Here is a 25,839-nt window from a genome sequence, read left to right as displayed (position 1 = left end):
CCTATCTCAACGGGGAGTGGTCAGGGACAATTCGGACAACCGGGCAGTGACGGGAGCGTTGGTTGCTGAACCCGACAGCTGCGACAGGACGCCAGTGTAACCGGGCGCCTGAAGTTCGGCCGTGGTATCGGTGGTTTCCAGCTGCCACGCAACTGGTTCCGCCCCGCTGGTTGCCCACAGTTTGGCCTTGATAGCGGTGGTTCCCTGGCCTGTGACCTGGATGCGGACCCCCAGCTGCTGGCTGTTGGTGCCTGTCAGGCCTGCAATCACGGTTTCCGGGGCCAGGTAGGTCTCAACCCCGGCAGCGGTGGTACGGACTATGGCGAGGGACACCCTGCCTGCCGAGGTGAACCGGACCTTGGCCCGGTACTCGCCCTGGTTGGCAACCGAACGTCCCACAGCGGCCAGATAAACTCCGCCGCCGGTTGCCGGCTTATCGAGTGAGACCTTGAACGAGAGGTCGGTGTCGGCCGCCAGGACATTTTTCAGGTAGGCGCCCGGCGCGTTCCCCGGACCCTGCATGATCCAGTTGCCCACGCCGCCGGAAACGGAATACCGGCTAACCGCGCCACTTACTGTCCAGGCCCCTCCGACATCCGCTGTGCCGAGCCCCTGTGCAACGACTCTGGCAAACGTATCTTTGGCAAGCGCCGAGCCAGCCGGAGCGAGCTGGGGTGTGACGTTCTGGGTGGCCTCGGCCGAGGCGCCCTTGTCGTCGGTCACAGTGAGCTTCACGGCATAGTTTCCAGCAGTGGCGTACGCATGGGTGACGGTCTTTCCTGTGCCCGTCTGCCCGTCACCGAAGTCCCACAGCCAGGAGCTTACGGTGCCATCCGGATCGGACGACGCCGAGGCGTCAAAGGAGCAGCTGAGTGCGTTGCATGCGGCGGTCAGGGCCGCCACCGGCGCCTTGTTGGGAGCGGTGACTGACACCGGTTGCGTGAGGGTGGTGCTCGACCCGAGGTTGTCAGTCACCGTCAGCCGAACCTGAAAAGTCCCGGCTGTTGCGTACGTATGGGACGGCGTGGCGCCGACGGCGGTCTGACCGTCGCCGAAATCCCATGCCAGTTCCGAGATCGTGCCGTCCGAATCCGCAGACGCCGAGCCGTCCAGGGCGCAGCTGAACGCGGTGCAGGCTGAGGTAAATGAAGCAACCGGGGCCTTGTTGCCGCTGCCGAGGTTGTAGTGCCACTGGACGTCCGACGAGGTCAGCTGGACTGGGTAGATGGCCACTTCGTCGACGCTGCCCACCATGGCACGCGATGCCGGCTGATTCGGCCAGCCGTTGAGGTTGTCCGCTCCTACCCTCCAGTAACCGTCGTAGCCCTGCGCAACCGTCGGGGTGTTGGTGCCTTGGCTGACGCCGTCCACGAACAGTTCGGAACGGCCCGGCACCATCGTGGCGACGAGGTGATGCCATTTCCCGTCATTGAGTGCTGCGCCGCTGGTGACAGTGGTGGCTGAGCCGGTCCACACACCGAAGACCACTTTGCCGTCGTTCTGCATGAAGATGTGACGGTCGTAGTTGCCGCTCTGGTCGGCCTGGCTGTTGCCGAAGCCGACAATCCGGCCGCCGGACGTAGTGGTCGTCTTGATCCATGATTCCACCGAGAAGGTCTGCGGACCGGTCTGGGACAGGCTGCTCGCCATGCTGCTGTTGGTATCAGTCAGATCAGCCGACGTGGTGCCAGCCAAGATCCCGGGCCCGCTCAGGTTCATGGTCCGGTAGGTGCCCGCGTTGCTGCCGGCGAAGTCCGCCGCTGCCGTACCGCTGGCCTCCTCAAAGCGCCAGAAGCTGGTGGCGCCGTCGCCCTTCACCGTGTCCTGATAGTTCGCGGACTGTGCGGCAACAGTGACATAAGGGGTCCACGAGGACAGCACCGCTACTGTGCCGTCGGATGCCTCAACCCGGTACGCTGCCTGCGTTCCGGGGGTAAGGTTCTTGTCGATGAACGTCAGGGTGGGGATGTCCCAGAAGCGGGAGCGGATGACCTGGGTGAAGATCGGGGCAGTGGTGCCTGCACGGTACAACTTGTAGGTGAGGTTTTCGTCGTCCTTGTCGGTAGTGGCCTTGAAAGTGACCTTGACCTGATTTGCCCGCGTGCTTGAGGCAGACGGGGTCAACGGCTTGGTCGGAGCTGTTTCGGGATCCGCCTGGAAGCGTGTTAGGCCCTGCTGGCCCGCTCCGTTGACCAGAGTGAAGTCGCCGCCCACCCACAGCTGCTTGCCATCGGTGGCCATGGCCAGCGGACCCACCTTGGTGGTGCCGGCCGCGTTGGTCTGGGGGTACCAGCCGGCGAGTTTTCCGTCATCAGGGCGCTGAACCAGCAGCATGCGGTTTGGTCCCTGGGGGAAGGCTCCGTCACTGCTGCAGTCGTGGGCATGGGAGCCCTTGTAGAGCCACCCGCCAACGAGGGCGATGGCTTCGGTGGCACCGAGGCAGTTGTTCTTCCACTTCAAGGCGCCGCTGGTGAGGTCCGCGGCGAAGGTGCCGTCGAAGCACCCTCCGCCGTTGCCGGAGTTGGCGAAGTAGACGGTGTTCTGATCGGTGATGATGTCACGCACTGTTGATTGGCAGGAGGTGGTCTTGGGCGGAACCGCCGTCGCTGCGGGGAGGGGCAGCAGGGCGCCCTGCGCGCTGTCGACGAGGCCGACCGCCCAGGAGCTGATGCCGCCGAGAGTTTCAAAGGAGCCGCCGACGTAGACCTTGCTCCCGTCGGGCGCCGGCCGCACCACCTTCACGTCGGCGTTGGCGTCCGGGTTCCAGGGCAGGAGGGCTCCGTCGCTGGCCTGCACAGCAGCCAGCCGGTTCCGGGCGGCGCCGGACACGACTCCGAACGAGCCGCCGAAGTAGACATTGTTAGCCTGGGCAGCGATGGTGGCCACGCGGAAGCTCACGTTGGGCCTGAAAGTGGAAACCAGTGCCAGGCTGGTGGTGTCAAAGGCCGCCAACCGTTGGCGGGACTGACCCGCGATTTGGGTAAAGTCGCCGCCGACGTAAACCCTGCTTTGGTCTTCCGATGCTGCAAGCGACCAGACCCTGCCGTTGGGTTGGGGCGCGAAGGAAAGCAGGTTCCCGCTTACGGCATCCACGACGGCGAGGTAGCTCCGGGGGCTCTCTTGGGTCCCCGCGGCAGCCCCGGGCGGCCGCACCGACGTGAACTCGCCGCCGATAAAGACTTTGCCCTTGGCGTAAGCCAGGGCCCGGACGTTGTTGTTGGTCTGCCAAATTGATGAGCTGGTGGCTGACAGCGTCGTCTCCCGTGCGAAGGCCGGTGAAACAAGTCCTCCCAGCAGCAGCAGCACAGCTGCCACTACTCCGGCAGGGCGCACTATGCGTCTCGTGTACATCTCGTACCTCTCTTAGATTGACCCTGGCTGCGTGGAAGACCGGCGCAACCGATGGAGGGTGTGACCGTGCCGGACCGGAATTCCGGCGGCACGATCCCGTTTGTCAGCCCTGTCAACTGCACTTATCAGGACTGAAACGAGAACCAGGAGCGTCATCGAGGAGAAGTCACAAAGACCGCTCTCGTTGACAGATGCGACCAGAACGTAGGTCATCAGGAATCCGGCGAACGTCCTGGCGGCGTATCCGGGTGTTTTGAGGGCGTAGACCAATGCGGCCACAACGGCCAGGGCGACGAGGGCGGTCCCCACAGCTCCGGTCTCCCAGAAGCTGTCCAGCCAGCTGTTGTCGATCGCCATGACGTTTATGTCGCCTTCTCCACGGCGAAGAAGAACCTTCTTGTTCCCGATACCGTGGCCGAGCCAGAACATCTGTGGATCGTAGGGCTGGCTGAGAATGAATTCCCACACCGTGGTGCGACCGCTCAACTTCTGGATTTGCGCGCTGTCCTGGTCCCGGAGGGTCCATTCGATGATCCCGGGCAGAAACGGGAGTGCCAGGCAGAGTGAGCCACCCACGAGTCCCAGCCCGCGGCGACCGGCGGGCGAAGTAAGGGTTGCGCCGAACGCAACCAACAGCCCCAGCAACAGGGCCAGTGCCGCTGTCCGGGTGTGGCTGAAAACGATCAGGGCGGTGCCAACTGCCGCGGCCGGGACCAACACCAACAGGCCAACTTTCCGTTGCGCCCACAAAAGGACTGTCAAACCTGCCAGCACAGCGCCTATTTCGCCAACGCGAGGGGCCATCATGGGCAGGAAAGCTCCTATCAGACGGGCTGACTGGAAGGGCCGGCCGTCCTGCCAAGCCAGCCCCGGCGCCAGGACTACACCGGCCAAAACGGTCAGAGCCAAGGCCGCATATGCTGCCACGGTCCCGTAGACCATCAGCCGGAAGCGCCCGCGCACGACGGACCAGAGCAAGACGGGTACCATCAGGCCCATTACAAGCCGGGTGCCCCGAAACATGGATTGCAGCGCGTCAGGCTGCACTGCGGACGAAATCACCACGTACGTTCCGTACAGCAGGTACAGGGCCAGGGGTGGTGGAATGCGGAGCCCTGCCCGCGGCGGCAGCACCATCAAAAGCGCCACGATGCAGAGCATCAACACGGCGCCTTTGAGTGAACTGCTGCTGTCGGCTCCTCCAGCTGGGTCTGCTTTGGACCAGGGCTGCACGGTGAGAAGCAACAGACCCCAGACCAGGAGGACCACAATGAAGGCTGTCCGGTCAGTGAGCCGGCTGGTTCCGGACCCAGCTTGAGGTGGCCGAACGTCCCGGGACTGTCCAGCGAGGTTTCCCCCGGCTCCCGGCAACGAACGGAGCAAGGTCATGACTTGGTCCCCGCCGTCGTGCGCGCCTCAACATCCGGCATACCGGAGCGCACCGCGGGACTCGGGCGTGCGCCCTCAGGGCTGGAATTGCGCGGTTTTGGGCGTTCTGACCGGCCAATCCCCCTCTTTCGTGTCTTATTTTTAGCCTGATCCACCATCAGGACTGCCACCACCGGGAAATTGGCCGCGTTTAGCTCGCCGATGGCCTGTTCCAGATCCTGGACCCTGTCCTTCCGTGCATGCACCACCAGTACCGTGGGGCCGGAGAAGCCCGCCGGGAGGCTGTCTTGGTTGCCGCCGGTTCCGAAATGAGAGCCGGTTGCCAGCAGCAGAAGATCGTAAGTTCCGGTCGGAGTCGGAGCGGTGCCGAAAGCGGCTGAAGCTTCACAGCCGATCTCACTGTTGACCGTGGCGAGGTCGTGGCCGGTCAATGCGCTCAGTGGTGTGGAGTCGCGGCCTGCGCCCAGCTGGCGGGCGATATCGGCCCCGGTCTCCCTGCGGAGGGCCACAACGGCCACGGACCCCAGGCTCGCATGCCCGCCGGCGGCCAGCCCCAGCAGTCCGGCAGCGCCGTGGTTGGAGTGTGTCAGCGGCCGGACTGCTATCTGCGCGGAAGAAAGTCCGAGTTTGGCGCTGGAGTTCTCTACGGAACGGAGGAGCATCTGAACGGAGCCGTTGCCATCCCGCTGACCGCCCAGTTCGAAGATCTCAGTAAGCCCGCTGGCGCGCATGATGTCGCGCCGGTCCATGATCCGATCGCTGACCTGCCGACGGATCACGGCAAAGGCCACGCCGCCCATCAGGCCCACCGCGAGGCCGAGCAGGATAAACATGAGCATCGATGGCGATTCATCGACCGCCCCCGCGGTAGCGGGCCGGACCACGGAACCGCCGCCGTTGAAGTTCTTCACTGCATCGTCCAGTGCCGCCGCGGTGGACTCTGCGCTGCTCGCCGCGTGTTCCAGTTCTTCCCGTTTGGCCAGAATACCGGCCGCATATCCGGGGTTGGTGGCCTGGGCGCTGGCAAGCGGACCGGCGAGCGAAGCCGCCGAGGCGAGACTGTCTTTGGCGGCGGCGTGTGCACGCTCCGCCAGAACGTTCATGTCAGCACGGCCAATGTCGGCCCGATACTGCAGGAAGGCGGCGGCGACTGCATTGACATTCGCCGACGCTTCCTCCGGGGTTAATCCGGCCGCTGAGATGGCGAAGGAATTGTCCGTCGTCGCGGTCGCTTTGACACTGCCCCGGAGAGCCGACGTTTCCCTGTCATCAAGGCGCAAGGCCTGGGCTGCCACGTCCACAATGGTCGGGCTCGCAATGATGCGCGCCTGGGTTTCAGCGGGGAGCTCGAGGCCAAGGGCCCCTGCCTTGGCGATCGCCGGTTGAGAGGCAACTTCCGCCGGGAGCGAGTAGTTCCCGGTGACGAGCTCTGCCCGCGCGGTGTAGGTGACTGGGTTGCGCAGCGCCCATCCTGCACCGACAAGCCCCCCAACGAGCATGACGGCAACGATTGCCTGCCAGTGCATTCTGATCACTTGCTTGGCTCCATGCCAAACAGACCACGATTCATTCATCAGGGATACCCACCTTTCCGGGTTGAGACCGATCCGCCCTGTGGCGGAAGAAACCAGACTTGTCAGTCTTGAATGGATACTGCGCGATGACATTCCTGAATTGCAGGTACCAGAGCATTGCGTTGAGAGCGGCAGCGAGGACAAGCCCCCAGGCCGCTCCCTGCACTCCGGCGGCGGCCGCCCCCGCGACCGAGACAATAACCACCAGAGACGACGTCGCCATCCGGGTCCACATGCTTCTTCTTGCGGCCCCCGCGGCGCGCAGGCCAACTACTGGGCCGGTGTTTGCCCCGTTGAATACCTGCACGAGGAACATGGGAAGGACCAGTGCCGAGGCCGCCAACCAGCCCTGACCCACCAGCGCAGCCCCCCAGGAACCAGGCAGCAGCGTGACGGTGATCCCCCACAACAGTGCTCCGGCTGCCACGGCCACGGAAAAACCGGCCGTGACACGCAGCACGCGGGAGCGTCCGCCGGCGAGCGCCCTCGCGGCCTCCGGCACCGCCACCACCCCGATGCCCTGGACCAGGACATTGACGGGTCCGAGCAGTACAAGGACCAGTTTCATTTCGCCCACGGCAGCGAGGCCGGCAAAGACTCCAAGTGCCATGAAAACGATCTGCTGGGAGCCGTTGATAGCCGCTCCCTCGAGGAGGTACCGAGGCCACAGGCCGCGCTGGGAGCGGAGCCAGGACGCCGCCATTCGGACACCCGGCACCACGCGGCAGCGGTAGCATCCCGCAATCGCCGCCAAACTTGCCGCGCCGCCCCAAGCGAGGATCAGGGTGGCCGCGTTGATACTTCCAGACAGAAAGACGATGCCGAAGGCCGGCACCATCAGCACCGCCCAGAGCAGATCGTTGTTAAAGGCAGACCTCCCCTGCCCCGCAGCGAAGAGAACCTGGCGCATGCTGTCCTGGACCAGCAACCCCGGGAGCACAGCGCCCAAGCACAGGACGAGGGATCGATACTCCGCCGGCAGCAGCTGGCTGAGCACCGCAGCCAGGGCCAGGAAGGCAACTCCGGTAAGGAGCGCCACACCGGCGACGCCGACCCGTGCCCGGTGCAGCTGCTCCGGCTCGGAAATGACGAACCTGACGGCGAAGGGTTCCGTTGCGAGGGCTCGGGAGATCCCCAGGATGAAGCAGTAAGCCGAGAAGGCCAGTGCATAGGCGCCGAAATCGGGAACGCTGACGGACCTGGCCACGAGAATTCCAACTGCGAAGTTGGTCATGCTGCTGAGCGCCTGATCTCCAAGCCCCCAGCCAACCCGTTTCACCGCGCCGGCGTGCCACGACCGGGCGCGATGCCCGCCCATCGTGCCGGCCGCAGCGTGGGTTCGGGTCATGACTTTCACTTAGGTTCCACGAGCTTGGGAGCACGGCGGCACAGCGCCAGCGCGAAGACGGGGACGTTCCGGGTATAGCGCTTCCACAGCCGGCGGGGCTCCTGGGAGAACCGGTAGGCCCATTCGAGGCCGCTCCGCTGCATCCAGCGTGGAGCCCGGCTCACCCGCCCGGCGTGCATGTCGAAGGCCCCGCCGACGCCGACCAACAGCGGCGCGGTGAGGCGGCCGCGGTAGTAATCCATCCAGGTTTCCTGCTTGGGTGCCCCGAGACCCACCCAAACGATCTGGGCGCCCGACGCGTTTATCTCCTGGACCAGAGCCGTTTCCTCCTCCGGAGTAAGCTCGCGGAAAGGCGGCGATTGGCAGCCGGCGACCTCGAGGCCGGGGATGGTGCGTCGGAAGTTCTCGATCATGTCTTCGGCAACGTGCGGCGCGCCGCCCAGGAAGTACGAGGACCATCCGTAACCGGCCGCGACCTTCAGGAGCGCGGGCATCAGGTCGGGTCCACAGACGCGGCCCATCCAGTCGGCACCTGCACTTTTACCGGCCCAGACCAGGGGCACACCGTCCGGAACGGTCATGGTCGAGCTGTTGAAGATCCGGCGGAGTTCCGGGTCGCGGCGGGCATGGAGCAACGCGTTGACGTCCGTGACGCAGACGTAGCCGCGGTGGCCGCCACTGATGTGCCGGACCAGGCGGTTGAGGGCCTGCGACATATTGACGGCGCTTATCCGGATGCCCAGGATGTCCACCCTCGGGTCTGGCGACGGGAGACCGAAACCGCCGTCGAGCCCGGGATGTGCAGTTGAGACCATGTAGATTTTCCCCCTCGGAAAATGTGTAATTGAGCAGCTAAGCGAAGTTCGCCGCCGCGCTTCCGTGCTCAGACTCCAGAATCTGCCCCAGCGCGCGGCGCAAGACCGTGCTGGACGTGTGCATCGTGTAGGGGAAGTAGACGACTTCCACGCCCACGCTCGACAGCTGCCGTTCGAGCGAGACCCCCTTCTCGGTACCTCGCCAGTCGTCACCCTTGAAGAAAACGTCGAAGTGATTGTCCCGCCAGGTGTCGAGACGGTTCGGATGAACCTCGGACACCGCTTTGTCCACGTACCGGATGTTCCTGACGATTTCGAGTCGTTCGGCCAGCGGAACAATGGGCGCCCGGCCTTTGGTTGCCCGGAGCAATTCATCGGAAACGACTCCGGCGATGAGGTAGTCACAGTGCTGGCGGGCCTGGGCCAGAAGGTTGAGATGTCCGACGTGGAACAGGTCGAAAGCTCCGGCTGCGTAGCCAATGCGAGTGGTCATTGGATGTCCTTACTTTCCAGTGGCTGTCTAAGGGAGTTCGTACCGGTGCTGGCGGTCAGTACGCGCCGACGGGTTTGATCATCTGCAGTGCGGTGCGCCAGATGATGATCAGGTCGCCGGCCAGTGACCAGTTCTCCACGTAATACAGGTCCAGCCGCACACTGTCCTGCCAGTTCAATTCCGACCGGCCGTTCGTCTGCCACATGCCGGTGAGTCCGGGCTTGATGTAGAGCCGGCGGTGCACCCGGGTCTTATAGCCGTCGACCTCACGCTGAAGCGGTGGCCGGGGACCGACCAGGCTCATATCCCCCTTGAGGATGTTCCAAAATTGCGGGAGCTCGTCCAGGGAGTACTTGCGCATCCAGCGGCCCACCCCAGTCACTCGGGGGTCGTGCTCCATCTTGAAGAGCATTCCGGCTCCCTCGTTCTGATCCAACAGCCGGGCCAGATCGTCCTCGGCGGACTCCACCATGGAGCGGAACTTGATCATCAGGAACTTCTTGCCGCCCTTGCCAACCCGTTCCTGGCGGAACAAGACCTTGCCGGGGCTGTCGCGCTTGATCAGCAAGGCGAGTAGCAGGAAAACCGGAAGCAGGAAGATCAGTGCCGAGGCAGAAGCCACGATGTCGAAGAGGCGCTTCAGGGTGTGCCGTGCTCCCGTGTACTGCGGAAGTTCGACGTGCATCAGCGGCAAACCCTCAACCGGGCGGGCATGGATCCGCGGGCCCGCCACATTGGTCAGTCCTGTAGTGAGGATCAGTTCGGTAGCCGATTCCTCCAGCTGCCAGCCAAGTTCCTGGATGTACTTACCGCCGCCTTTGCCGGGACCGGCCACGATCACCGCATCGGCACCGAACGCACGGACGGCGTCAACTATGGAGCCGGATTCCGGCACGATCGGAACTGTCCGCCGGCCGAGGTTCAGCCATTTCATGCCAGGGTTTCCCGTCAGGCATACTCCGACAACGTGATAGGCGGCTCCGGATTTCTTTTCAATCTGGTTGACGACATAGCTCACGTCTTTGGGCTTCCCGAGCACGAGAACCTGCGAAAGATAGTGCCCCTTGGCGCGTTGCCGGGTCAGCCAGCGGCGGAGCACCCATCGGGAGGAGATGAGGCCGGCCACTCCCAGAGGGAAGGCCAGGGCAAAGTAGCTACGCGCGATGTCGACGTGGAACAGGAGGCAAAGCATGGCGAGGATACCCAGAAGTGCCACCGTAGCGCTGACCACTCGCTTGTACTCGTCAACACCGATCCCCACGATTCGGGGGTCACGGGTTCGGTAGGCACCCAGGGCAAACATCCAGGCCGCCGAAATGAGTACCGAAATTTGGAAGTAACCGACGTCGAACCATCCGACTGTGACCCGAGCCTCGTCGAGCCCAAACCGGGCCGTCTGGGCGATGAGGGCGACAGAGAAGATGACGCAGACGTCACTAACGGCCAGCAGCCGGCGGTACCTGTTGCTCCAACGCGTGCCCTCCCCCAAGACGCGGGCCCGGTGCTGCAGCAGTTGGGGAGCGACGACCCCCGCAAAATCGAGACTGGGCCGGGTCAGGGCCGGGGCGGCATCCGTGTCGCGGACGGCGGTCACGGCCGGACTCCGGCACAGGATTTATCGCCGCGACGCGCGGCAGGCAGACAATAGCGCATTTTGAGACCCAACTAGTAGCCGAAGCGGTTACTGACAGATTGCTATCGCAAACCTATGAGCCGGACGCGGGGGGCACACGAGTACGTTCCACCTAACTTCGCGGCCTCATTCTTGCGGTTGGCGCGGCGGACTACCCGTTGGAGTTGCAGCCTCCGAGTAGTCACTACGTGCCGCTTCCGGCGGAGTACCCGGAGAAGGGCTTTCCCATGGTCCTTCCCGAGCAACCCGCGGGGTGTGTAAAGCTGACCGTGGTCAATGCGAAACACGTCCGACACCAGGACCTCCGCGAGGGGGCCCTGATGTTCTTCAGGGAAATTGACACGGCGCCGGCCGCCGTCGGGCGTTCCAGCTGCACACAGCGAAGGCGTCGCGGCAGACGAATGCGGATTCGAGTCATTGCCCAGTCGGAAATCCGAGGGCGATCTGGGCACGGACGTAGTCCGGCCATCAGACCCCGATGACGCGGGTGGCGCTCCAAACCTGGTTGCGGTGGGGGCAGCCGGTGCATGCCCTCCGCGATCGCCCGTGCCGCTCCTTGACGGGGCTCACGTTGACGGGGCTCACGTTGACGGGGCTCACGCCGGGTCCGCGCCTCAGAGCGGCGCGGACCCGGGAACAACCCGTTAAGGGAGCCGGCGGCGGCTGGGGGGAGAGCCTCGGTCTCAGAAGGCTCTGACGCCGCCGGCTCCGACCTTGGCGTACGGCTGCCGGCTGGGGCACCGTACGATTCCAACGAAGGAGTTGGGGGGTAGGGAGGTTATGGCCCGACCACCTCTAATGGTGGCAGTGGCTGCTTCAGCAGGCAAGAGGGTCTTTAGGACCAACTTCCCCGCAGATCATGCCATCCGTAGTCTGCCGCCCTGAAGTTTCCTCATTTTGAGACAGTTTCCTCATTGAGACCATTTCCTCATTGAGACCGTTTCTGCATTTAACACTTCGTCCTGATTGAGACCTTATGGGTTGTTCGTAGGACTGGCTTAAGTCAATCGCCCGGAGCGGATCTGCACACGAGTAGCGTTTACCTGATTTCTGTAGGCACACGGGCCATGGCACTACTTAGGGATACTCCCCCGGCCCCCCGGGCCACCCGGCCTGTACGCACCGCCGGCGCTGCCGCCGGCCAAGGGTCCAAAGTTCAGGGTTCAGGGTTCAGGTTTCAAGGTCCAGGGAGCCGTGGCCCAGCAGGTCCGCGCGCCGGCCGACGCCGAGCTTGGCGAAGATCCGGGACAGGTGCCCCTCCACGGTCCGCTGCGATACGCACAGCACCGAGGCGATCTCGGCATTCGTGGCACCGTGGGACACAAGTTCCAAGACCTCGGCTTCGCGTCCGGTCAGCGGGACCCCGTGATCGCTGTGGACCACCTCCAACTGCGCTGACATGCCGGCTTCCACGAGCCGGTGGTGAACCCGGCGCTGGACCGCGGTGAGCCTCCACCGGTCCGGGTCATCGACCAGGATCCGCTCGGCCTGCTGGGCGGCTTCAAGGGACAGGAGCCCGTGTCCACCGCCGAGCGCGTCGTCGCTGATGCCAATGAGGTCGGCAGCGTCGGACGCCGATACCGCCAGCGCGTAGGATTCCAGCAGGCGCGCCTCTGGCCCATCCACTGCCCTGCTGCTCAGGGCCAGGGCCTCGGCGTCGGCTTCGGAGACGCCACCACAGCGGAACGCGATCCGCCTGATATCGGTTTCAACGCCCCGCAGGCCCTCGTGCAACGCTTCGTCCGCCAGCCGTGCGAGTGCACTTTCGCCGCTCCCCTCCTGGCCGCCTCTGGGTTCCGCCGCCTGACAATACGCCTCCGCCAGCAGGCGAAGGGTCTTGGGCTCCCGGTAGTCCGAAAGCCGGAAGGCCAGACAATGCTGGCTCGCCTCATAGTGCCGTCCGACGGCGGCAGCCGCGTAGGCGGCCACCGCGTGGGCAAACGGCAGCAGGTTCAACGGGTCGGCGATGGCAAGTTCCTCTACGCCAAGCCGCAGTTCGGCCAAGCTTTCGCGCATGCGGCCCTGGCGCAGCCTGGAGTATCCCCGCATGAGGTGGAGCATCCCGCCGCTGTACAGCAGCCGTCCGGGCTCGCGGGCCGCGTAGTCGTCGAGGACGCTGCCGAGCCCGTCCCAGTCACCGGCCCCGATCAGGTTCAGGCAGTGTCGCACCATTAGGTCCTCGTACATCAGGGGAAGCCCTTGGCTCCCGCTGCAGGCGCCGTTCCATGCCTCGAAGTCCAGGCGCAGACCTGCGCGCAGCAGGCCTTGGGCCGACAGCAGTTCGGCGAGCAGGGATAGTGCCGGGACGCGGATTTCGGGAGGAGTGCCGGGGGTATCAACGAGTTCCCGTAGCCCGGAGTCGGCAGCCACGGACCTGCTGTCCCCCGTGCGGCTGAGGAACTCAGCGGCCACCCGGGCAGCGGCCCCCTCGTCCCACGGCCCGTCCCACGCTTCGTCCCTCTGATCTTCCTGCGGGACACGTCCCGGAGGCTGCGTGGAAGCCACGGCATCCCGGTCCGGCCTGGCGGACCCGAGCCGGGCCACGAGCAGGGCCGCCAGATACGACGATCGTCCGACGGGCACGGGGTGCGCGGACTCCAGGCACGCCGCGGCGGCCCCCCGGCGCCCGGCAATGAAGTGGGAATAGGCCAGCTGGATCCTGGCTTCGGGGAGGAACCGGGCGTCCCGGATGGCGCCCGCGGCCCGGGCAGCTGTGGCAGGATCCAGGGCCGTGTTCGCCGCGACGGCGGCTTGGAGCAGCTGCGCGGGCGGGATCTCCACACCGCAGTCCAGGGACCAGCGCAGCCGGTTCAGCGCGGCGCCGGGGAGCAGGGCACGCTCTGAGGGCAGCGACAGCACGCTCGAACGCAGGGCCGAACTGCGCCCGGCGGGGACCCGGAGGCGGATAATCTCGCCGACCATCGGGCTCGCGGGCCGGACGAGCCGGTGGTGCCCGGCCGAAACAGCGATTATTCCCGCTGTGTCCAGCGCATCGACGGCTTTGGGCCCGCTGATCTGCAGGATCTGGGCCAAAGAAAGCGGCCCAGCCAAGGCAACGATCGTGGCTGCGGTCTTTTCCTCCGGCGTCATGGAGCGCAGCTGCCGGTCAACGACGTCGGCGGCAGGAACCCGGGCCATGTCCGGGTTGGCCAACAGGTACCATACTCCGTGCCTGCAGCCCAGGGCGCCGGTGCTACGGGCATGCTGGATCAGGGACATCAGCATGAGCGGGTTCCCGTCCGCAGCGTCGTGGAACAGCGCGCTGACCCACGGTGAGACGTCGGCCCGCAAGACCTGCTCGCACAGCTGGTGTGTTCCGGTCCGGGTGAGCGGGGCAAGATCGAGCTTGGCAATAATTCCGTCGTCCCACAGCGACAGGAATTCTTCCGGGATCATCGGCCCGGGCCTGCAGGTCGCCAGGATACTGGCAGCGCCGGTGGCTGCGGCCTGGGCGAGCTGCCCGACGGTCCCGTGATCGAGGCAATGCGCGTCGTCGACGACGAACAGAGGGCGCTCCGCCTCGGATTTCAGGCTTCCCGCCATTGCCCCCACGACGGCGGCGTAGGAGTCCAGTTCCCGGTCAGGAAGCCGGGACAGGTACGGCGCCAGGGCGCCAAAGGGAACAGCGGCCAGGGCCGGGGTGGCCATCAGCCGAATCACGTGTCTGCGGGTCCCGAGTTCGCGGAGGGCGGCCTTGAGGACCGCGGTCTTGCCGGTCCCGGCGCCGCCGACGACGATCGCACCTGATCGAGTGTCGTCGCGCAGGCAACGCACCAGATCCTTGAGCACTGTTGACCGCTCGATCAAAGGTGCGGTCTCAGCCATGCTTTCCATTGCCGGTTCTTCCTGCCGCCCTCTGCCTTCCCCGGAAAGCCGACCGGGATGCCGACCGGATTCTGCCGGGTTCAGCCGAGCCGGGCGCTGTCTGCCGGAGTTGAGATGACATCTTTGAGTTCCGATCGGCTGGCGACATGCAGCTTCGAATACACCTGGTAGAGGTGCCCCTCCACCGTGCGGACCGATACATGCATCTGTTCTGCGATCTTGCGGTTCGCCGTGCCGGCAGCGGCCCGGACGGCCACTTCACATTCCCTCGCCGTCAGGGTCGAGGTGGTGAGAGAGTGCAGACCGTTCTTGGGGCTGCCGAACTTGTCATCAAGCGACTGTTGCGTCCGCTGGGCGATCCGCAGTGCGATCCGGTTACCGGCGTCGTTCGCGCAACTGACGGCCTTCCGGGCCGCATCCCGGGCGAAGACGGCGTTGCCTGATGTGTCGGCGTCCTTGGACGCCCCCAGCAAGAGTTCGCTGTCGGCCTCCCGCATGCCCTCGGCCAGCCTCGAGCACAGGGCCGCGAATTGCCCGGTCACCCGGCCACCGAGGCTGCCGAGCTTGTGGCCCATCTGGCGGTCTCCCAACCTGGTGGCGGCGGACTGGAACAGGAGCGCCGGGGCCACGGCCGAGGATTCCGTGTCGCTCTCCGCCTCGGCTGCCAGGGCGCGGATGGATGCTGCCCGCTGGCCGAGCTCGGCCTGGGCCGAGAGTTCGAAGTAGCGCGTGAGCCGTTCCGCCAGCCAGGCCGCGGGTGGCCGCGGCTGGTCCAGGTCGCCCAGCAGGAGGCCTGCCGTCTCTTCTTCGCCTTGGAGCGCGGCGGCATAGGCACAGACTGCCGTGGCCAGCCCGGTCAAAGCATCGGTGTCCTGGGCCCGGAGCTGCCACCTGCCGGCCTGCAGCCGGGAGAGGGCGTCGTCCAGGTGGCCGGCGTACAGGTCAACGACGCCGTGCCCAATCTCGAACATCCCGCCGAGCCGGGTCTGGGGCTCGGCGCCCCCGTAGGTCTCGTCAAGATAGGCGGATGCTTCCCGGAAATTTGCCGAGAGCAGAAGCAGGAGCAGGAACCTGCCCCTTACCTCACGGATTGCACGGTCCGTGAGGGGCACGTTGGTTGTGGCCGCCAGGACCTGCTTTCCCAGGGCCAGCGCCATCACGGCGTTGCCGGTGACGGCGAGGGCCTCGGTGCGGACGCTGGCAGTCACGATGCGCAGTTCGCTGCCCAGGTCCGTGGTGTCCACATGCTCGGTCGCGGCCAGGACATCGGCGTAGCGTCCCTGGAATGCGGCGAGCTCGGCCTCGGCCAGGCGCAGCTGCTCGCGGGCCGCGTCCACCGCAGGGGTGTGCTGCTCCGGATCTGCCGCCAGCCGCTCCGCGAGCTCGCGCAGCCGGGCCTTGGGATCGGATCCCGGGACCGGGCTGCGCTTTTCCAGCTCTGCCCGCAGGAGCTGTAGGGCCGCCCAATCGGACACTGGCAGCTCCCGGCAGGCGGCGTCATCCAGGGCGTCCAGAACCCGCCGCGCGGATTCCGCGTTGTTCACCAAAATGTGGGCATTCACCGATTCGATGGCCGTCAGGAGGGGGCGTTCGCTTCCTTCCGCCTCCTGAATGAACCGCAGCGCCGCCGCGGGGTCGGACGCGCTGTTCGCGGTGTGGGCCGCGGCCAGGGCCACTTCCGGGCGCACCTGCTCTCCACAGTCCAGCGCCCAGGCGACGCCGGTCGCGCTGCCGGCCTCTAGGGCGGTCGGCTCCTGGAGCACGGCCGTAAGCCGGCGGCGGAGTTCGGCGCTGCGGCCGGGCGGGACTACGCTGGCGACGATCCCGGCCGTCACGGGGTTGGCGACGCTAACCATCGGCGGATGGTCATGGGTGACCCGGATCAGGGCCCGCTCCTGGAGCGCGTCCATGTCCTGCGGGTTGGCGATCAGCATGAGGGTCTGCAGCGGGACCGAGCCCGCAAGTGCCAGCAGTTCAAAGACGTCGCGCTGGCCGGTGCCAAGCCGGTTCAGGCGTGCCTTCACGACGTCCCGGATCTCGCCGGTCAAGGCAATGGGGCCGTTGCCCAGGAACCATACGCCGTCGTGGCGGACCACTGTGCCCAGCTTGATCTGTTCCCGGGCGAGCGAATGGAGGAACAGGGCGTTGCCCCCGCTCGCGCTCCACAGCGCCCGGGCTGCGGTCAGGGAGAATCGGCCGCCGTATTCGTGATTCAGCGTTGCGGCCGTCTCGGCGAAGTCGAACGGTCCAAGGTCTACCCGCCGGAGCAGGTCATCCTTCCACAGGCCCATGATGTCGCCGCCGACGTGGGGCATGTCCACGCACGCCGCCAACAGGGTGACATGGGCCCCCGCGCTCAGCTGGGCCACCATCATGCTCGAGAGCTCATCGAGGTCATGGGCGTTGTCCACAAAGAGGATGATTCGCCGCCCCTCGGATTTGTTGTGGAGCAGCTGGGTCAGTCCGCGCAGCACCATCAGGGGGTGCTCGAGATGGGAGGCGTCGAGGTCGTTGAGGAGGACGCTCAGGGCCCCGTAGGGAAGCTTGGAGGAAATGGAGCTGCCCCTGACCTGGACAACCAGGTAATCATCGCCGAGCTGCTCAAGGGCGCGCTGGGCGATAAAAGACTTGCCGGCCCCGTGGTCGCCCACAAGCACTATGCCGCAGCCGGAACCTGACGTCAGGGTTTCGATGACGTCGGCAACAACCTGCTGGCGGGTGAAGGGTTTGTCTTTGTTCCGTCCATATCCGTTTCTTGGCGCGGGAAAAATGGCTTCTGTCTGACCGCTGCCCGCGGGCAAGCCGGCATCTTGCTGGAACATATGAGAGACCTTCGCTATCAAAGTGTGAGCGGTGATACCTCAACGGTAGGGACTACGCGTTTTTTCGGTATGCGTAAGTAGTACTCGATTACGCACCAAGTATTCCGCTGGCTCTACGTAGCTGTACTCAGTTGGACCCGAGCGCCGCGTGGCCGAAAGCAAGTAGTCGGAATCCCGTCTCGCGTGTCCCTGACGGTATCGTCCCGGAAACCGGAAAATCGGCCTGCCGCAGGCCCGGCAGGCCGCCTTACACGGCCGGAAGCCGCCCCCGGCCGGCAGCTTGTACGCTGGCCTCCGTCTGCTACCGTCCGCCGATGCCGGGAAGTTCTTCGCGGCCCTTGACGTTGAGCTTGGCGTAGCTGCGGTAGAGATGGCCTTCAACCGTGCGCACGGACACTTGGAGCTCGGCGGCAATCTGCCGGTCGGTGAGGCCGCGTACCGCGAGCGCCACAATGTCGCGCTCGCGACGGGTCAGTATGCCAAGCGAGTCATCGCTCTTGGCCGCGTCCTCACCGGGGAGGTCGTCGGCCCGGTCCAGGCACCGCTTCCGCTGGGAGTTCGCCATGCGCTCTCTCAGTGTGTCCCCCGCGGCCCGGTAGGCGTGCGCCGCGGCGTCGTAGGCAAGGGCGGCAAAGGTCCACAGTTCCGCAGCTTCACTGGTTTTCGCGGCCTCAAGGTGGTCTGCGGGGTTGTCCGTGCTGATGGCTGCGGCGTACGCGCAGATCGCGGCGGGCCGTGGGCCCTCAAGCCCGTCCCGGAGTTCGAGCAGCCTCGGCGCCGAGTCCGTGTCCCCGAGTTCCAGGCAAAAGGCCAGCGCGTCGAGTTCGAGGCCTGGGGTGTCCATGTCCGGGTCCGGGTGTCCGAGCCGCTTCAGTTCCGCGATGGCGCCGGGGTAGTTGCCGAGCCGGGCTTTTCCGTAGACCACGGCCATCGCGGCCAGCGAGCGCATGTACCGCGGCAAGGCCGCAGGTGCCGCCTCGAAATCGGCGAGGAGAAGCTCCGCCTTCGCCTGGGCGCCGACTTCGGCGGCGGCCGCGAAGGCCATGGCCGCCGTGAGGGCGAACAGCTGCTGGGGGTCGGTCAACCGCAAAGCCTCGAGCGCGGCGCTCAGGGTGTTCAAGGCCTGGGCGGCCTTGCCTTGGTAGAGCAGGATGATGCCGTGGGCCGCGTGGACTCCCCCGCCAAAGGAAATCAGGCTGGGCCCGGATGCCGCGACAAAGCTGGTCAGGAGCGTTTCCGCCCCCTGCCAGTCCCCGGAGTGGATTGCGGCGGCGGCGGAACGGACCACCAGGAAGTCGGTGAGGAAGTAGAGCTCATCGTGATCGGCTCCGGCGGCCTCGATTGCCCGGGACATCACCGCGAGGGCGCTCAGTCCCTTGCCGCCGGCGAGGAGCCGATCCGCCTCGAGGCAGAGTAGAAACGCCTTTTCGAGGGTGTTGGCCGGCCGGGTAGCGGCACCCGTCTCTGCCGCAGCCGGGGCGTCCGCCGTGGCGGCCGCGGCATACTCGCCCGCCAACGCCAGGACCATGGCTTCCATCGTGGCCAGGCGCTCCTTTGTGGCGCGAATAATGGCTTCTGCGTCATCCGGCCTGGCCTCGGCGAGGCGTTCGGCGGCACGTTGGAGCACCTGTGCCCGTTTCATGATCTCCGTCGGCGCGTGGCCCAACGCCGACATCACGGCGGCCCACAGGAGCGATCCCGCCAAGAGCCCGGGGATGCTGTCACCCTTGCCGAAATCGGCGTCGAGGATGTCCCGCGCCGCCAGGTAGTCGGAGGCGTTGTAGCGCGTCCGTGCTATCACGGCGCGGGCCGCCATCTGCAGTTCCGGATCCTTGACCAGGGCGGCAGCCTTTCGGGCGAGCTCATCCTCGTACAGCCGGCTGGCCAGTACGGCGGCCCGAAGGAGCTGCCGGTCCTCGACCTCCGCACCGCATTCGATTGACCAGCTCACGTGGCGCAGCAGTCCTTCGGCCGACGTCGGCTCGCTGTCCATCTTTCGCAGCAGGCTCTGCCGAAGTTGCAGGCTCCGCGCCGGCGAGATCAGGTTCCGCAGCGTATCGCCGTACACGGTGTGCCACAGCCGCAGCTCTCCGGTGGCGCGGTCCGTCACGCGGATCAGTTCGCTGTCGATCAGCGATCCCACGGCCTCTTCGCCGGCCACAGACTCGATGAGGTCCCTGGCCACGGGTTCCGCCAGCGCCACCAGATTGAGGGCCTGCCGTTCTTCCGGCGAGCGCAGCAGCAGCTGGCGGCGCACGACGTCGGTCAGCCGTTCGCCGTGGCTGTTGAGGTGTCGGGTAAACAACCAGACACCGTTGCGCCGGAGCAGCGTCCCGTCGTTCTTGGCGTCGTCGAGGAGCCCGTTGAGGAGCATCGGGTTGCCGCCGGAGGCCTCCCAGAGGATCTCGGCGACGTTCGGCAGCACTTGCGAGCCGAGCTCCCCCTCCAGCATCTCCGTGGTCTGCGGAAGGGTGAGCGGGCGGAGGTCGTGCCGTTCGGCGATGCCTTCAAACCACAGCTGCAGGAGCGGTTCCGGCAGGCCTGGCCGGGCGGCCGCCCCCACGAGCAGTTTCGCCCAGCCGGCCGCAGCCAGTTCCGCCAGGATCCCGGCCGTCGCCTCGTCGAGGTCGTGGGCGTCGTCGACGACGAGCAGCAGGGGCTTCTGGGTGGCGCGCTTCTGCTCCTCCAGGTGCGCCCACAGCGTCCTCAACACGGCCAGCTGCGATGTTGCTTCCTGGACCGGCAGTCCGACGATGAACGGGCCAAGGACACCGTACGGCACCTTGGTCAGCGACGCGCTGCCGTGGATCGGCACCGGCGTCACCTCGCCGCCCAGCTCCGCCACAACGGCTTCGATAAGCCTGGACTTGCCCATTCCACTGTCGCCGAGGACGAACACGGCCACATGGCTGCCGCCTTGAAGGGCCTCGACTGCCGACAACAAATCTTCCGACCTCCCGGTCAAGGCGCGGGTCGGCGCCGTGCCGGGGCTTCCCGCCGGCCCCCTAGATGAGTCCAAGCAGATCACTTCGCGAAGAAACGCCGAGCTTCGTGAACACCTGGTACAGGTGGCCCTCCACAGTTCTGACGGAAATGCCCACTTCCAGGGCGATGTCCTTGTTGGAGACCCCGTTCCCGGCAAGGGTGGCGATTTGCCGCTCCCGTTCCGTCAGCAGCGGGCCCTTGTTGCGGGGCATGACGGGCAGCGCCGGAACGGATTCCGAGAGACTCTCGAGCATGCTGTACGCGGCGTTGGCGCTGGCGGTCAGTCCGGCGCCCTTCGCGTAGTCGAACGCGAGTGCCGCGCACCTGGCCTGGACGGCGTCCAGTTCCAGGGCCGCGGCCTGCCCGGCCGCTTCGAGCATGATCGCCGCGTCCTTCTTCCGGCTGCCGACGGCGACGGTTCGGGACAGCTCGGCAAGGGGACCCTGCCGCAGGCCGGCGAGTTCCTCCATGAAAAGAAAATCCTTGACGGTTCCGTTGACGGTGGCTCCGAACATGCAGATGCCGGCAAGCGTGTGGCGGCCCTTCCGGAAATGTGCTTCAGCCGACCGCACCAGCCGGTCCTTGGCGTCGGGGTCACCGAGCCATCGCGAGGCCATGTCCAGGCAGAACTCCGTGGAAGTGGCGACTGTGAAGCGAGCCGGGCCGTCAGCCGAACGGGCCCGGTCCAGGTAGATGGTGGCCTGGACGGAGTTGCCGGTCTGAGCGTAGGCAAAAGCGGTGGCGGCGTAGGCCTGGCGCAGGGACTGCAGGCTCGCCCGGACCTCCAGCTGGGCGATCGCGGCCAGCAGCGGGTCCAGTGCCATGTATCCCCGGCCGGCATAAACGTAGGCGAGCCCGACGGCGAGGTCGGTTGCGGCGCTGCCGGAATGCAGCCCGTGCCCTGCCCGGCCGCTCGCGTCCTTGAGCATGTCGATGGCCTGGCGCCACAGGCCGGAGATGAGCAGAACGTTGAAGGAGCGCCAGGCGAAGTTTTCGCGGATGCGCGGCACGTTGGACCACTCGCCCAGCTGTCCGCCGATCTCCCGCATGAGTTTGCGGGCATCGAGTTCGTGGCCGGTCAGGGACCAGGCCTCCATCAGGATGATGGCCGATCTGAGCCGGTGCACGGGATCGGCGCCCGGGACGTCCGTGGTGGCCGCGGTGGTGAGCCGCTCCATGATGGGCTCGAAATCCCCGATGAAGGAGAAGTAGTTGAACTCGCACAGATCCAGGGACAGCGCGGCCCGGGAAAGTGCCGCCGGGGCGGCGGGCGGCTCGTCCAGGCTAAAGTCCTGGAGCCGGACTCTGGCCTGCCGGAGCAGTTCGGGGACCTGGCCGGAACGGTCCTCCAGCCAGGCCATGCAGTCGGCTTTCGCCGCTATGAATTCGGCGAAGTTCTCGGCCGCGAGGCCGTTGACCTTCCGTTCGGAGACATCGTCCAGCGCGGACATGGCCTGCAATGGCAGCCCGAGCTGGAGGTAGGCGGCCGATTTCTGGAGCTGACCCTCGGCCCACTCAGGGTCCGAGGGAGACAGGCTGCCGGCGCACTTGAGGGCAAACTTCGGGTCGAAGAGCTTGACGGCGGCCCTGGCAGCCGCGACAGCGTGGGCGGGCGCGAGCTGGGCGTTACAGTCGTGGGTCCACGCGGCGTAGGCCAGCAAATCCTCGACTGTCAGCTGATCCAGCTCATGTTCCTGGTGCCCGGGGACCTTGTCCCGGAGCTCCAGGCGTCGCTCCACGCTCAGCCAGTTGCGGACAATGTCACCGAGGTAGCGGTCGCCCAGCGTGACGAGGTGCCGGTCCGTGCGGTCGACCACGATCTGGCCGGCTTCTTCCATGTCCGCGATAACTCCGGGGCTGTACATCCTGGCGAGCCGGGACAGGGGCAGCGTCCGGGCGCATGAGAGGACGTCGATGACCTCGCGGGCCTCCGGCGATTCCCTGGCATACCTGGCCCGGACAATATCCTCCAGCGCCGTCCGGCCATCGAGCACGACCTCGTCGACGAGTGTCCACACGGATCCGGACAAGACGAGGTTTCCGCGTTCGATTTGTTCGGAGACGACGGCCTGCAGCAGCGTGGGGCTGCCGCCGACCAGCTGATGCAGCTGGCTTGCCAGGGCCGTCGAGACCCGATGGCCCAGAGCTGACTGCAGGACCTCGAGCGTTTCAAGTTCGGTCAGGTTGGCGAGCCGGACCTCGGCAAGCTGGCCCGAGGTGATGAGCCAGTAGAAGTCCGGCGGAAGGTCTGTGGTGCGCTGGGCCGTTGCGATCAGCCGGGCGGTCCGGGTCTGCAGCAGGTTCAGCAGAACCCCGGTACTGAGTTCGTCGAGGGACCCGGCATTGTCGAGCAGGATCACGCACTGGCGGCCGGCGGCGTCGTCGCGGATCAGCGAGGTAATCCCGTGCAAGATGGCGGTCGGCGAGCCTAGGGAGCTCTGCGGGAGCCGCGCAAGGGTGAAGGCGAGGCAACCGTACGGGGTTGCCGAACCAGGCCCCGAGCTGCGGAGCTGGATGGTGTACACCTCGGGGCCGAATCCCCCGAGGGCAGTCCGGCCGACCAGCGTCTTGCCGACACCCCGGTCGCCCGTGATGACAACGCCCATCCGGTCTTGCGCCAGCAGTTCCTTGCGGACACGCTCGGCATCAGCGTGCCGCGCCAAACCGGACCAGCCGTGCCTCGCGACCGGACCGGCAGCATGTTCTTCTTCGGCGGGTGCCAATGTAGTGGAAACATTCCCCCAGCCCAGCGAATCCCTCGACATGTAGTTTCCTTCGTACTGCTTTGCAGACAGCAACCCCAGACTGCCCACTTAGAAGTAGCGTATCCCTATCCCCCGACATGAGAGTAGACAGATCATAGCTGGAATGCAGAAAGCTTGGAAAGGAAACACGTAATGCGTATGCAACTAATCCGTGCGGCGCCTGCCGCGCGGCCGGATGGCTGCGCTGGAGGGCACTTGGCCACGCTTAGGTTCGGGCCGTAATTACGTGGCCTTGGCCGGGTGGAACTTTTGTTGGGCGGCCAGCAGTCCATCCCTGACCAGGACTTCGACGGCGTCGGCCGCTGAGTCGATGAGGAAGGGCAGTTCCTTCTTCTCCGGGGCGGAAAAATCGCGCAGGACGAAGTCCGCCGTCTCCATCCGGCCGGGCGGACGCCCGACGCCCACCCGCACGCGCAGGTAATCCTTGGTGGCCAGGGCCTTGGAGATGTCCCTGAGACCGTTGTGGCCGCCTTCGCCGCCGCCGATCTTGAGCCGAACGGTGTCGAAGGGGATGTCGATCTCGTCGTGGACGGCAATGACATGGTCAGGGTCGATGCCGTAGAACTGGGCCAGGGCCGAGACGGGGCCACCGGAGACATTCATATAGGACAGCGGCTTGGCCAGCACGATCCGGGGTCCGCCGATGCCCAGCCGCCCTTCCAGGACCTGGGCACGCGACTTGTGCGATTTGAAGCCGCCGCCGACGCGCGAGGCGAGTTCGTCCAGGACCATCTGACCGACGTTGTGCCGGTTGTGGCTGTACTCGGATCCGGGGTTGCCAAGGCCTACGATCAGCCAGGTGTCGGTCATGGATCAGTCCTTCGGTGGGACGCGGCAGGGTGGGACGGTCAGGCGGGACGTGTCAGGCAGGGAAGCCGGCTCCGGGAGTGGGCGGCGCGGCAGCCGACTGCACCGGAGACGACGGCGGCCGGGCCCCTGAGGGACCCGGCCACCGGTAAATTCGCCGGAATTACTCGGCTGCTGCTTCGGCTGCCGGGGCAGCTGCTTCGCCTTCTTCGCCCTCTTCGGGGATTTCGATGGCCTCGGAGATGTTGACCACGAGCGCTTCGGGGTCGGCCAGCAGGGTGGCGCCCTTAGGCAGGACGAGGTCGGAAGCGTGGATGTGCTCGCCGGCGCTGCGGCCTTCGATGCTGACCTCGACGGCGGTCGGCAGGTGGGTTGCCTCGGCCTCAAGGGAAACGGTGGTCATTTCCAGGTTGTGGACATTGCCCGGGGCCAGTTCGCCGCTGAGGTGGACGGGGACGTCAACGGTGACCTTCTCGCCGGTGCGGACGGTCAGCAGGTCGAGGTGCTCGATGATCTGCTTGATCGGGTTGCGCTGGATGTCCTTGACCAGTGCGAGGTGCTGCTCGCCGTTGATGTCCAGGGTCAGCAGGGCGTTGGCGGTGCGGACAGCCAGGGTGGTGGCCTTGGCCGGCAGGGTGATGTGGATCGGCTCGGCGCCGTGGCCGTAGATGACGGCCGGGATCAGGTTGGCCATGCGGGCGCGGCGGGCGAAGCCCTTGCCGAATTCGGTGCGGACTTCTGCTGCGAGCTTCTGCTCAGACATGGATATCTCCTCGTGGGATTTCAAGCTGTGGGACTAAACGGTGTTCAGCAAGGGCGGAGGTCTGTTCACGACCTTCAACGCCGGGCTGCTGTGCAGCTGCCCTTCAGAAGGAGATTCAGACCCAGTCGATAACGGAGACCAGCAATCCGGTTGACCGTGAATACAGCTAATGCAAACGGTCTACCGGCGCTCTCCCTCGCCAAGGTTTCGGTACAAGGCTACCAGCGGAGGGCCCGGTTTCTAAAACCGGGCCCTCCGGCCGGCCGGCGGGACGAGGCGCGGCTCAGGCCTGGCCGTCGAACAGGCTGGTGACGGAGCCGTCGTCGAACACTTCACGGATGGCGCGGGCGATCAGCGGCGCGATGGACAGCACGGTCAGCTGCGGGAAGCGCTTGTCCGGGGTGATCGGCAAGGTGTTGGTGACCACTACCTCGCGGGCGCCGGACTCAGACAGCCGGCGGGCCGCCGGATCGGAGAACACGGCGTGGGTCGCGGCGATGATGACATCCTTGGCGCCGGCGTTCTTGAGCACCTGGACGGCGCCGGAGATGGTTCCGCCGGTATCGATCATGTCATCGATCAGGACGCAGGTGCGGCCTTCGATCTGACCGACGACCGTCTTGGAGACGGCCTGGTTGGGCACGGTAAGGTCCCGGCTCTTGTGCACGAAGGCCAGCGGCGCGCCGCCGAGGCGCTCGGCCCACTGCTCGGCGACGCGGACGCGGCCGGTGTCCGGCGAGACGACCGTGACCTTGTCCGAGCCGACCCGGGTGCGGATGTAGTCGGCCAGGAGCGGGATGGCCATGAGGTGGTCCACGGGGCCGTCGAAGAAGCCCTGGATCTGGGAAGTGTGCAGGTCGACGCTCATGATGCGGTCGGCGCCGGCGGTCTTGTACAGGTCGGCGACGAGCCGCGCCGAGATCGGCTCGCGGCCGCGGCCCTTCTTGTCCTGGCGGGCGTAGGGGTAGAACGGGGACACGACCGTGATGCGCTTGGCGGAGGCCCGCTTGAGCGAATCGATCATGATCAGCTGTTCCATGAGCCAGTTGTTCAGCGGGGCCGGATGGGCCTGGATCACGAAGGCGTCGGTGCCTCGGACGCTCTCGCCGGCCCGCACGTAAATCTCGCCGTTGGCGAAGTCGTAGGCGTCCAGGGGCAGCAGTTCGGTGCCCAGCTCCTTCGCGATCTCCTTGGCCAGCTCAGGGTGCGCACGCCCCGCGGCCAGCACCAGCTTCTTCTCGCCGTGTGCCGTAATTTCGCTCATTATTG

General features: G+C 66.0%; 14 protein-coding genes. All 14 read right to left on the bottom strand.

Annotated elements, in window-relative coordinates; genetic code table 11:
- Positions 1-6: 6 nt before the first annotated feature.
- Positions 7-3,351 carry a PKD domain-containing protein gene (locus tag ACFRJ8_RS10475; RefSeq protein ID WP_377986038.1) on the bottom strand — a complete coding sequence of 1,115 codons (3,345 nt, stop codon included), beginning with the start codon at positions 3,349-3,351 and terminating at the stop codon, positions 7-9.
- Between the two features lie 12 nt (positions 3,352-3,363).
- Positions 3,364-4,512, bottom strand: a complete 1,149-nt coding sequence (locus ACFRJ8_RS10470) for an O-antigen ligase family protein (RefSeq protein WP_377986244.1) — start codon at positions 4,510-4,512, stop codon at positions 3,364-3,366.
- 224 nt (positions 4,513-4,736) lie between these two features.
- Positions 4,737-6,275 (bottom strand): hypothetical protein, encoded by a 1,539-nt coding sequence (locus tag ACFRJ8_RS10465; protein WP_377986037.1) that lies wholly within the window; start codon positions 6,273-6,275, stop codon positions 4,737-4,739.
- A gap of 31 nt (positions 6,276-6,306) precedes the next feature.
- Positions 6,307-7,548: a hypothetical protein gene (locus ACFRJ8_RS10460; RefSeq protein WP_377986036.1), complete on the bottom strand. Its 1,242-nt coding sequence runs from the start codon at positions 7,546-7,548 to the stop codon at positions 6,307-6,309.
- Between the two features lie 119 nt (positions 7,549-7,667).
- Positions 7,668-8,477: a WecB/TagA/CpsF family glycosyltransferase gene (locus tag ACFRJ8_RS10455; RefSeq protein ID WP_377986035.1), complete on the bottom strand. Its 810-nt coding sequence runs from the start codon at positions 8,475-8,477 to the stop codon at positions 7,668-7,670.
- A gap of 37 nt (positions 8,478-8,514) precedes the next feature.
- The gene (locus tag ACFRJ8_RS10450; protein WP_377986034.1) at positions 8,515-8,970 is read right to left on the bottom strand and encodes an adenylyltransferase/cytidyltransferase family protein; all 456 of its coding nucleotides are present in this window, start codon (positions 8,968-8,970) and stop codon (positions 8,515-8,517) included.
- 55 nt (positions 8,971-9,025) lie between these two features.
- Positions 9,026-10,564, bottom strand: coding sequence for a sugar transferase (locus ACFRJ8_RS10445; RefSeq protein WP_377986033.1), 1,539 nt, complete (start codon positions 10,562-10,564; stop codon positions 9,026-9,028).
- Between the two features lie 1,209 nt (positions 10,565-11,773).
- Complete coding sequence (locus tag ACFRJ8_RS10440; RefSeq protein WP_377986032.1) at positions 11,774-14,428, bottom strand: LuxR C-terminal-related transcriptional regulator; 2,655 nt, start codon at positions 14,426-14,428, stop codon at positions 11,774-11,776.
- An 80-nt stretch (positions 14,429-14,508) separates the two neighbouring features.
- Complete coding sequence (locus tag ACFRJ8_RS10435; RefSeq protein WP_377986031.1) at positions 14,509-17,250, bottom strand: LuxR C-terminal-related transcriptional regulator; 2,742 nt, start codon at positions 17,248-17,250, stop codon at positions 14,509-14,511.
- Positions 17,251-17,551: 301 nt separating this feature from the next.
- Positions 17,552-20,278 carry a LuxR C-terminal-related transcriptional regulator gene (locus ACFRJ8_RS10430; RefSeq protein ID WP_377986030.1) on the bottom strand — a complete coding sequence of 909 codons (2,727 nt, stop codon included), beginning with the start codon at positions 20,276-20,278 and terminating at the stop codon, positions 17,552-17,554.
- Positions 20,256-23,000, bottom strand: a complete 2,745-nt coding sequence (locus ACFRJ8_RS10425; RefSeq protein WP_377986029.1) for a LuxR C-terminal-related transcriptional regulator — start codon at positions 22,998-23,000, stop codon at positions 20,256-20,258. The genes ACFRJ8_RS10430 and ACFRJ8_RS10425 overlap by 23 nt, the downstream gene beginning before the upstream one ends.
- A 222-nt stretch (positions 23,001-23,222) precedes the next feature.
- Positions 23,223-23,810: an aminoacyl-tRNA hydrolase gene (gene pth / locus ACFRJ8_RS10420; RefSeq protein ID WP_377986028.1), complete on the bottom strand. Its 588-nt coding sequence runs from the start codon at positions 23,808-23,810 to the stop codon at positions 23,223-23,225.
- Between the two features lie 160 nt (positions 23,811-23,970).
- A complete protein-coding gene (locus tag ACFRJ8_RS10415) occupies positions 23,971-24,570 on the bottom strand; it encodes a 50S ribosomal protein L25/general stress protein Ctc (protein ID WP_377986027.1) in 600 nt (199 codons plus the stop codon).
- A 283-nt stretch (positions 24,571-24,853) separates the two neighbouring features.
- Positions 24,854-25,834, bottom strand: a complete 981-nt coding sequence (locus ACFRJ8_RS10410) for a ribose-phosphate diphosphokinase (RefSeq protein ID WP_026537748.1) — start codon at positions 25,832-25,834, stop codon at positions 24,854-24,856.
- Positions 25,835-25,839: the final 5 nt, after the last annotated feature.

The sequence above is a fragment of the Arthrobacter sp. NPDC056886 genome, assembly GCF_042788715.1.
Classification (GTDB): Bacteria; Actinomycetota; Actinomycetes; order Actinomycetales; family Micrococcaceae; genus Arthrobacter.
Note: the sequence above shows the minus strand (reverse complement) of the source record. Positions and strands in the feature narration are given on the sequence as shown.

Bases quoted from the DNA above. Each gene is read 5' to 3' on its own strand.
- pth (WP_377986028.1), bottom strand. From the start codon at position 23,810: ATGACCGACACCTGGCTGATCGTAGGCCTTGGCAACCCCGGATCCGAG.
- ACFRJ8_RS10425 (WP_377986029.1), bottom strand. From the start codon at position 23,000: ATGTCGAGGGATTCGCTGGGCTGGGGGAATGTTTCCACTACATTGGCA.
- ACFRJ8_RS10460 (WP_377986036.1), bottom strand. From the start codon at position 7,548: ATGACCAACTTCGCAGTTGGAATTCTCGTGGCCAGGTCCGTCAGCGTT.
- ACFRJ8_RS10440 (WP_377986032.1), bottom strand. From the start codon at position 14,428: ATGGCTGAGACCGCACCTTTGATCGAGCGGTCAACAGTGCTCAAGGAT.
- ACFRJ8_RS10410 (WP_026537748.1), bottom strand. From the start codon at position 25,834: ATGAGCGAAATTACGGCACACGGCGAGAAGAAGCTGGTGCTGGCCGCG.
- ACFRJ8_RS10455 (WP_377986035.1), bottom strand. From the start codon at position 8,477: ATGGTCTCAACTGCACATCCCGGGCTCGACGGCGGTTTCGGTCTCCCG.
- ACFRJ8_RS10415 (WP_377986027.1), bottom strand. From the start codon at position 24,570: ATGTCTGAGCAGAAGCTCGCAGCAGAAGTCCGCACCGAATTCGGCAAG.
- ACFRJ8_RS10435 (WP_377986031.1), bottom strand. From the start codon at position 17,250: ATGTTCCAGCAAGATGCCGGCTTGCCCGCGGGCAGCGGTCAGACAGAA.
- ACFRJ8_RS10470 (WP_377986244.1), bottom strand. From the start codon at position 4,512: ATGCTCTGCATCGTGGCGCTTTTGATGGTGCTGCCGCCGCGGGCAGGG.
- ACFRJ8_RS10450 (WP_377986034.1), bottom strand. From the start codon at position 8,970: ATGACCACTCGCATTGGCTACGCAGCCGGAGCTTTCGACCTGTTCCAC.
- ACFRJ8_RS10475 (WP_377986038.1), bottom strand. From the start codon at position 3,351: ATGTACACGAGACGCATAGTGCGCCCTGCCGGAGTAGTGGCAGCTGTG.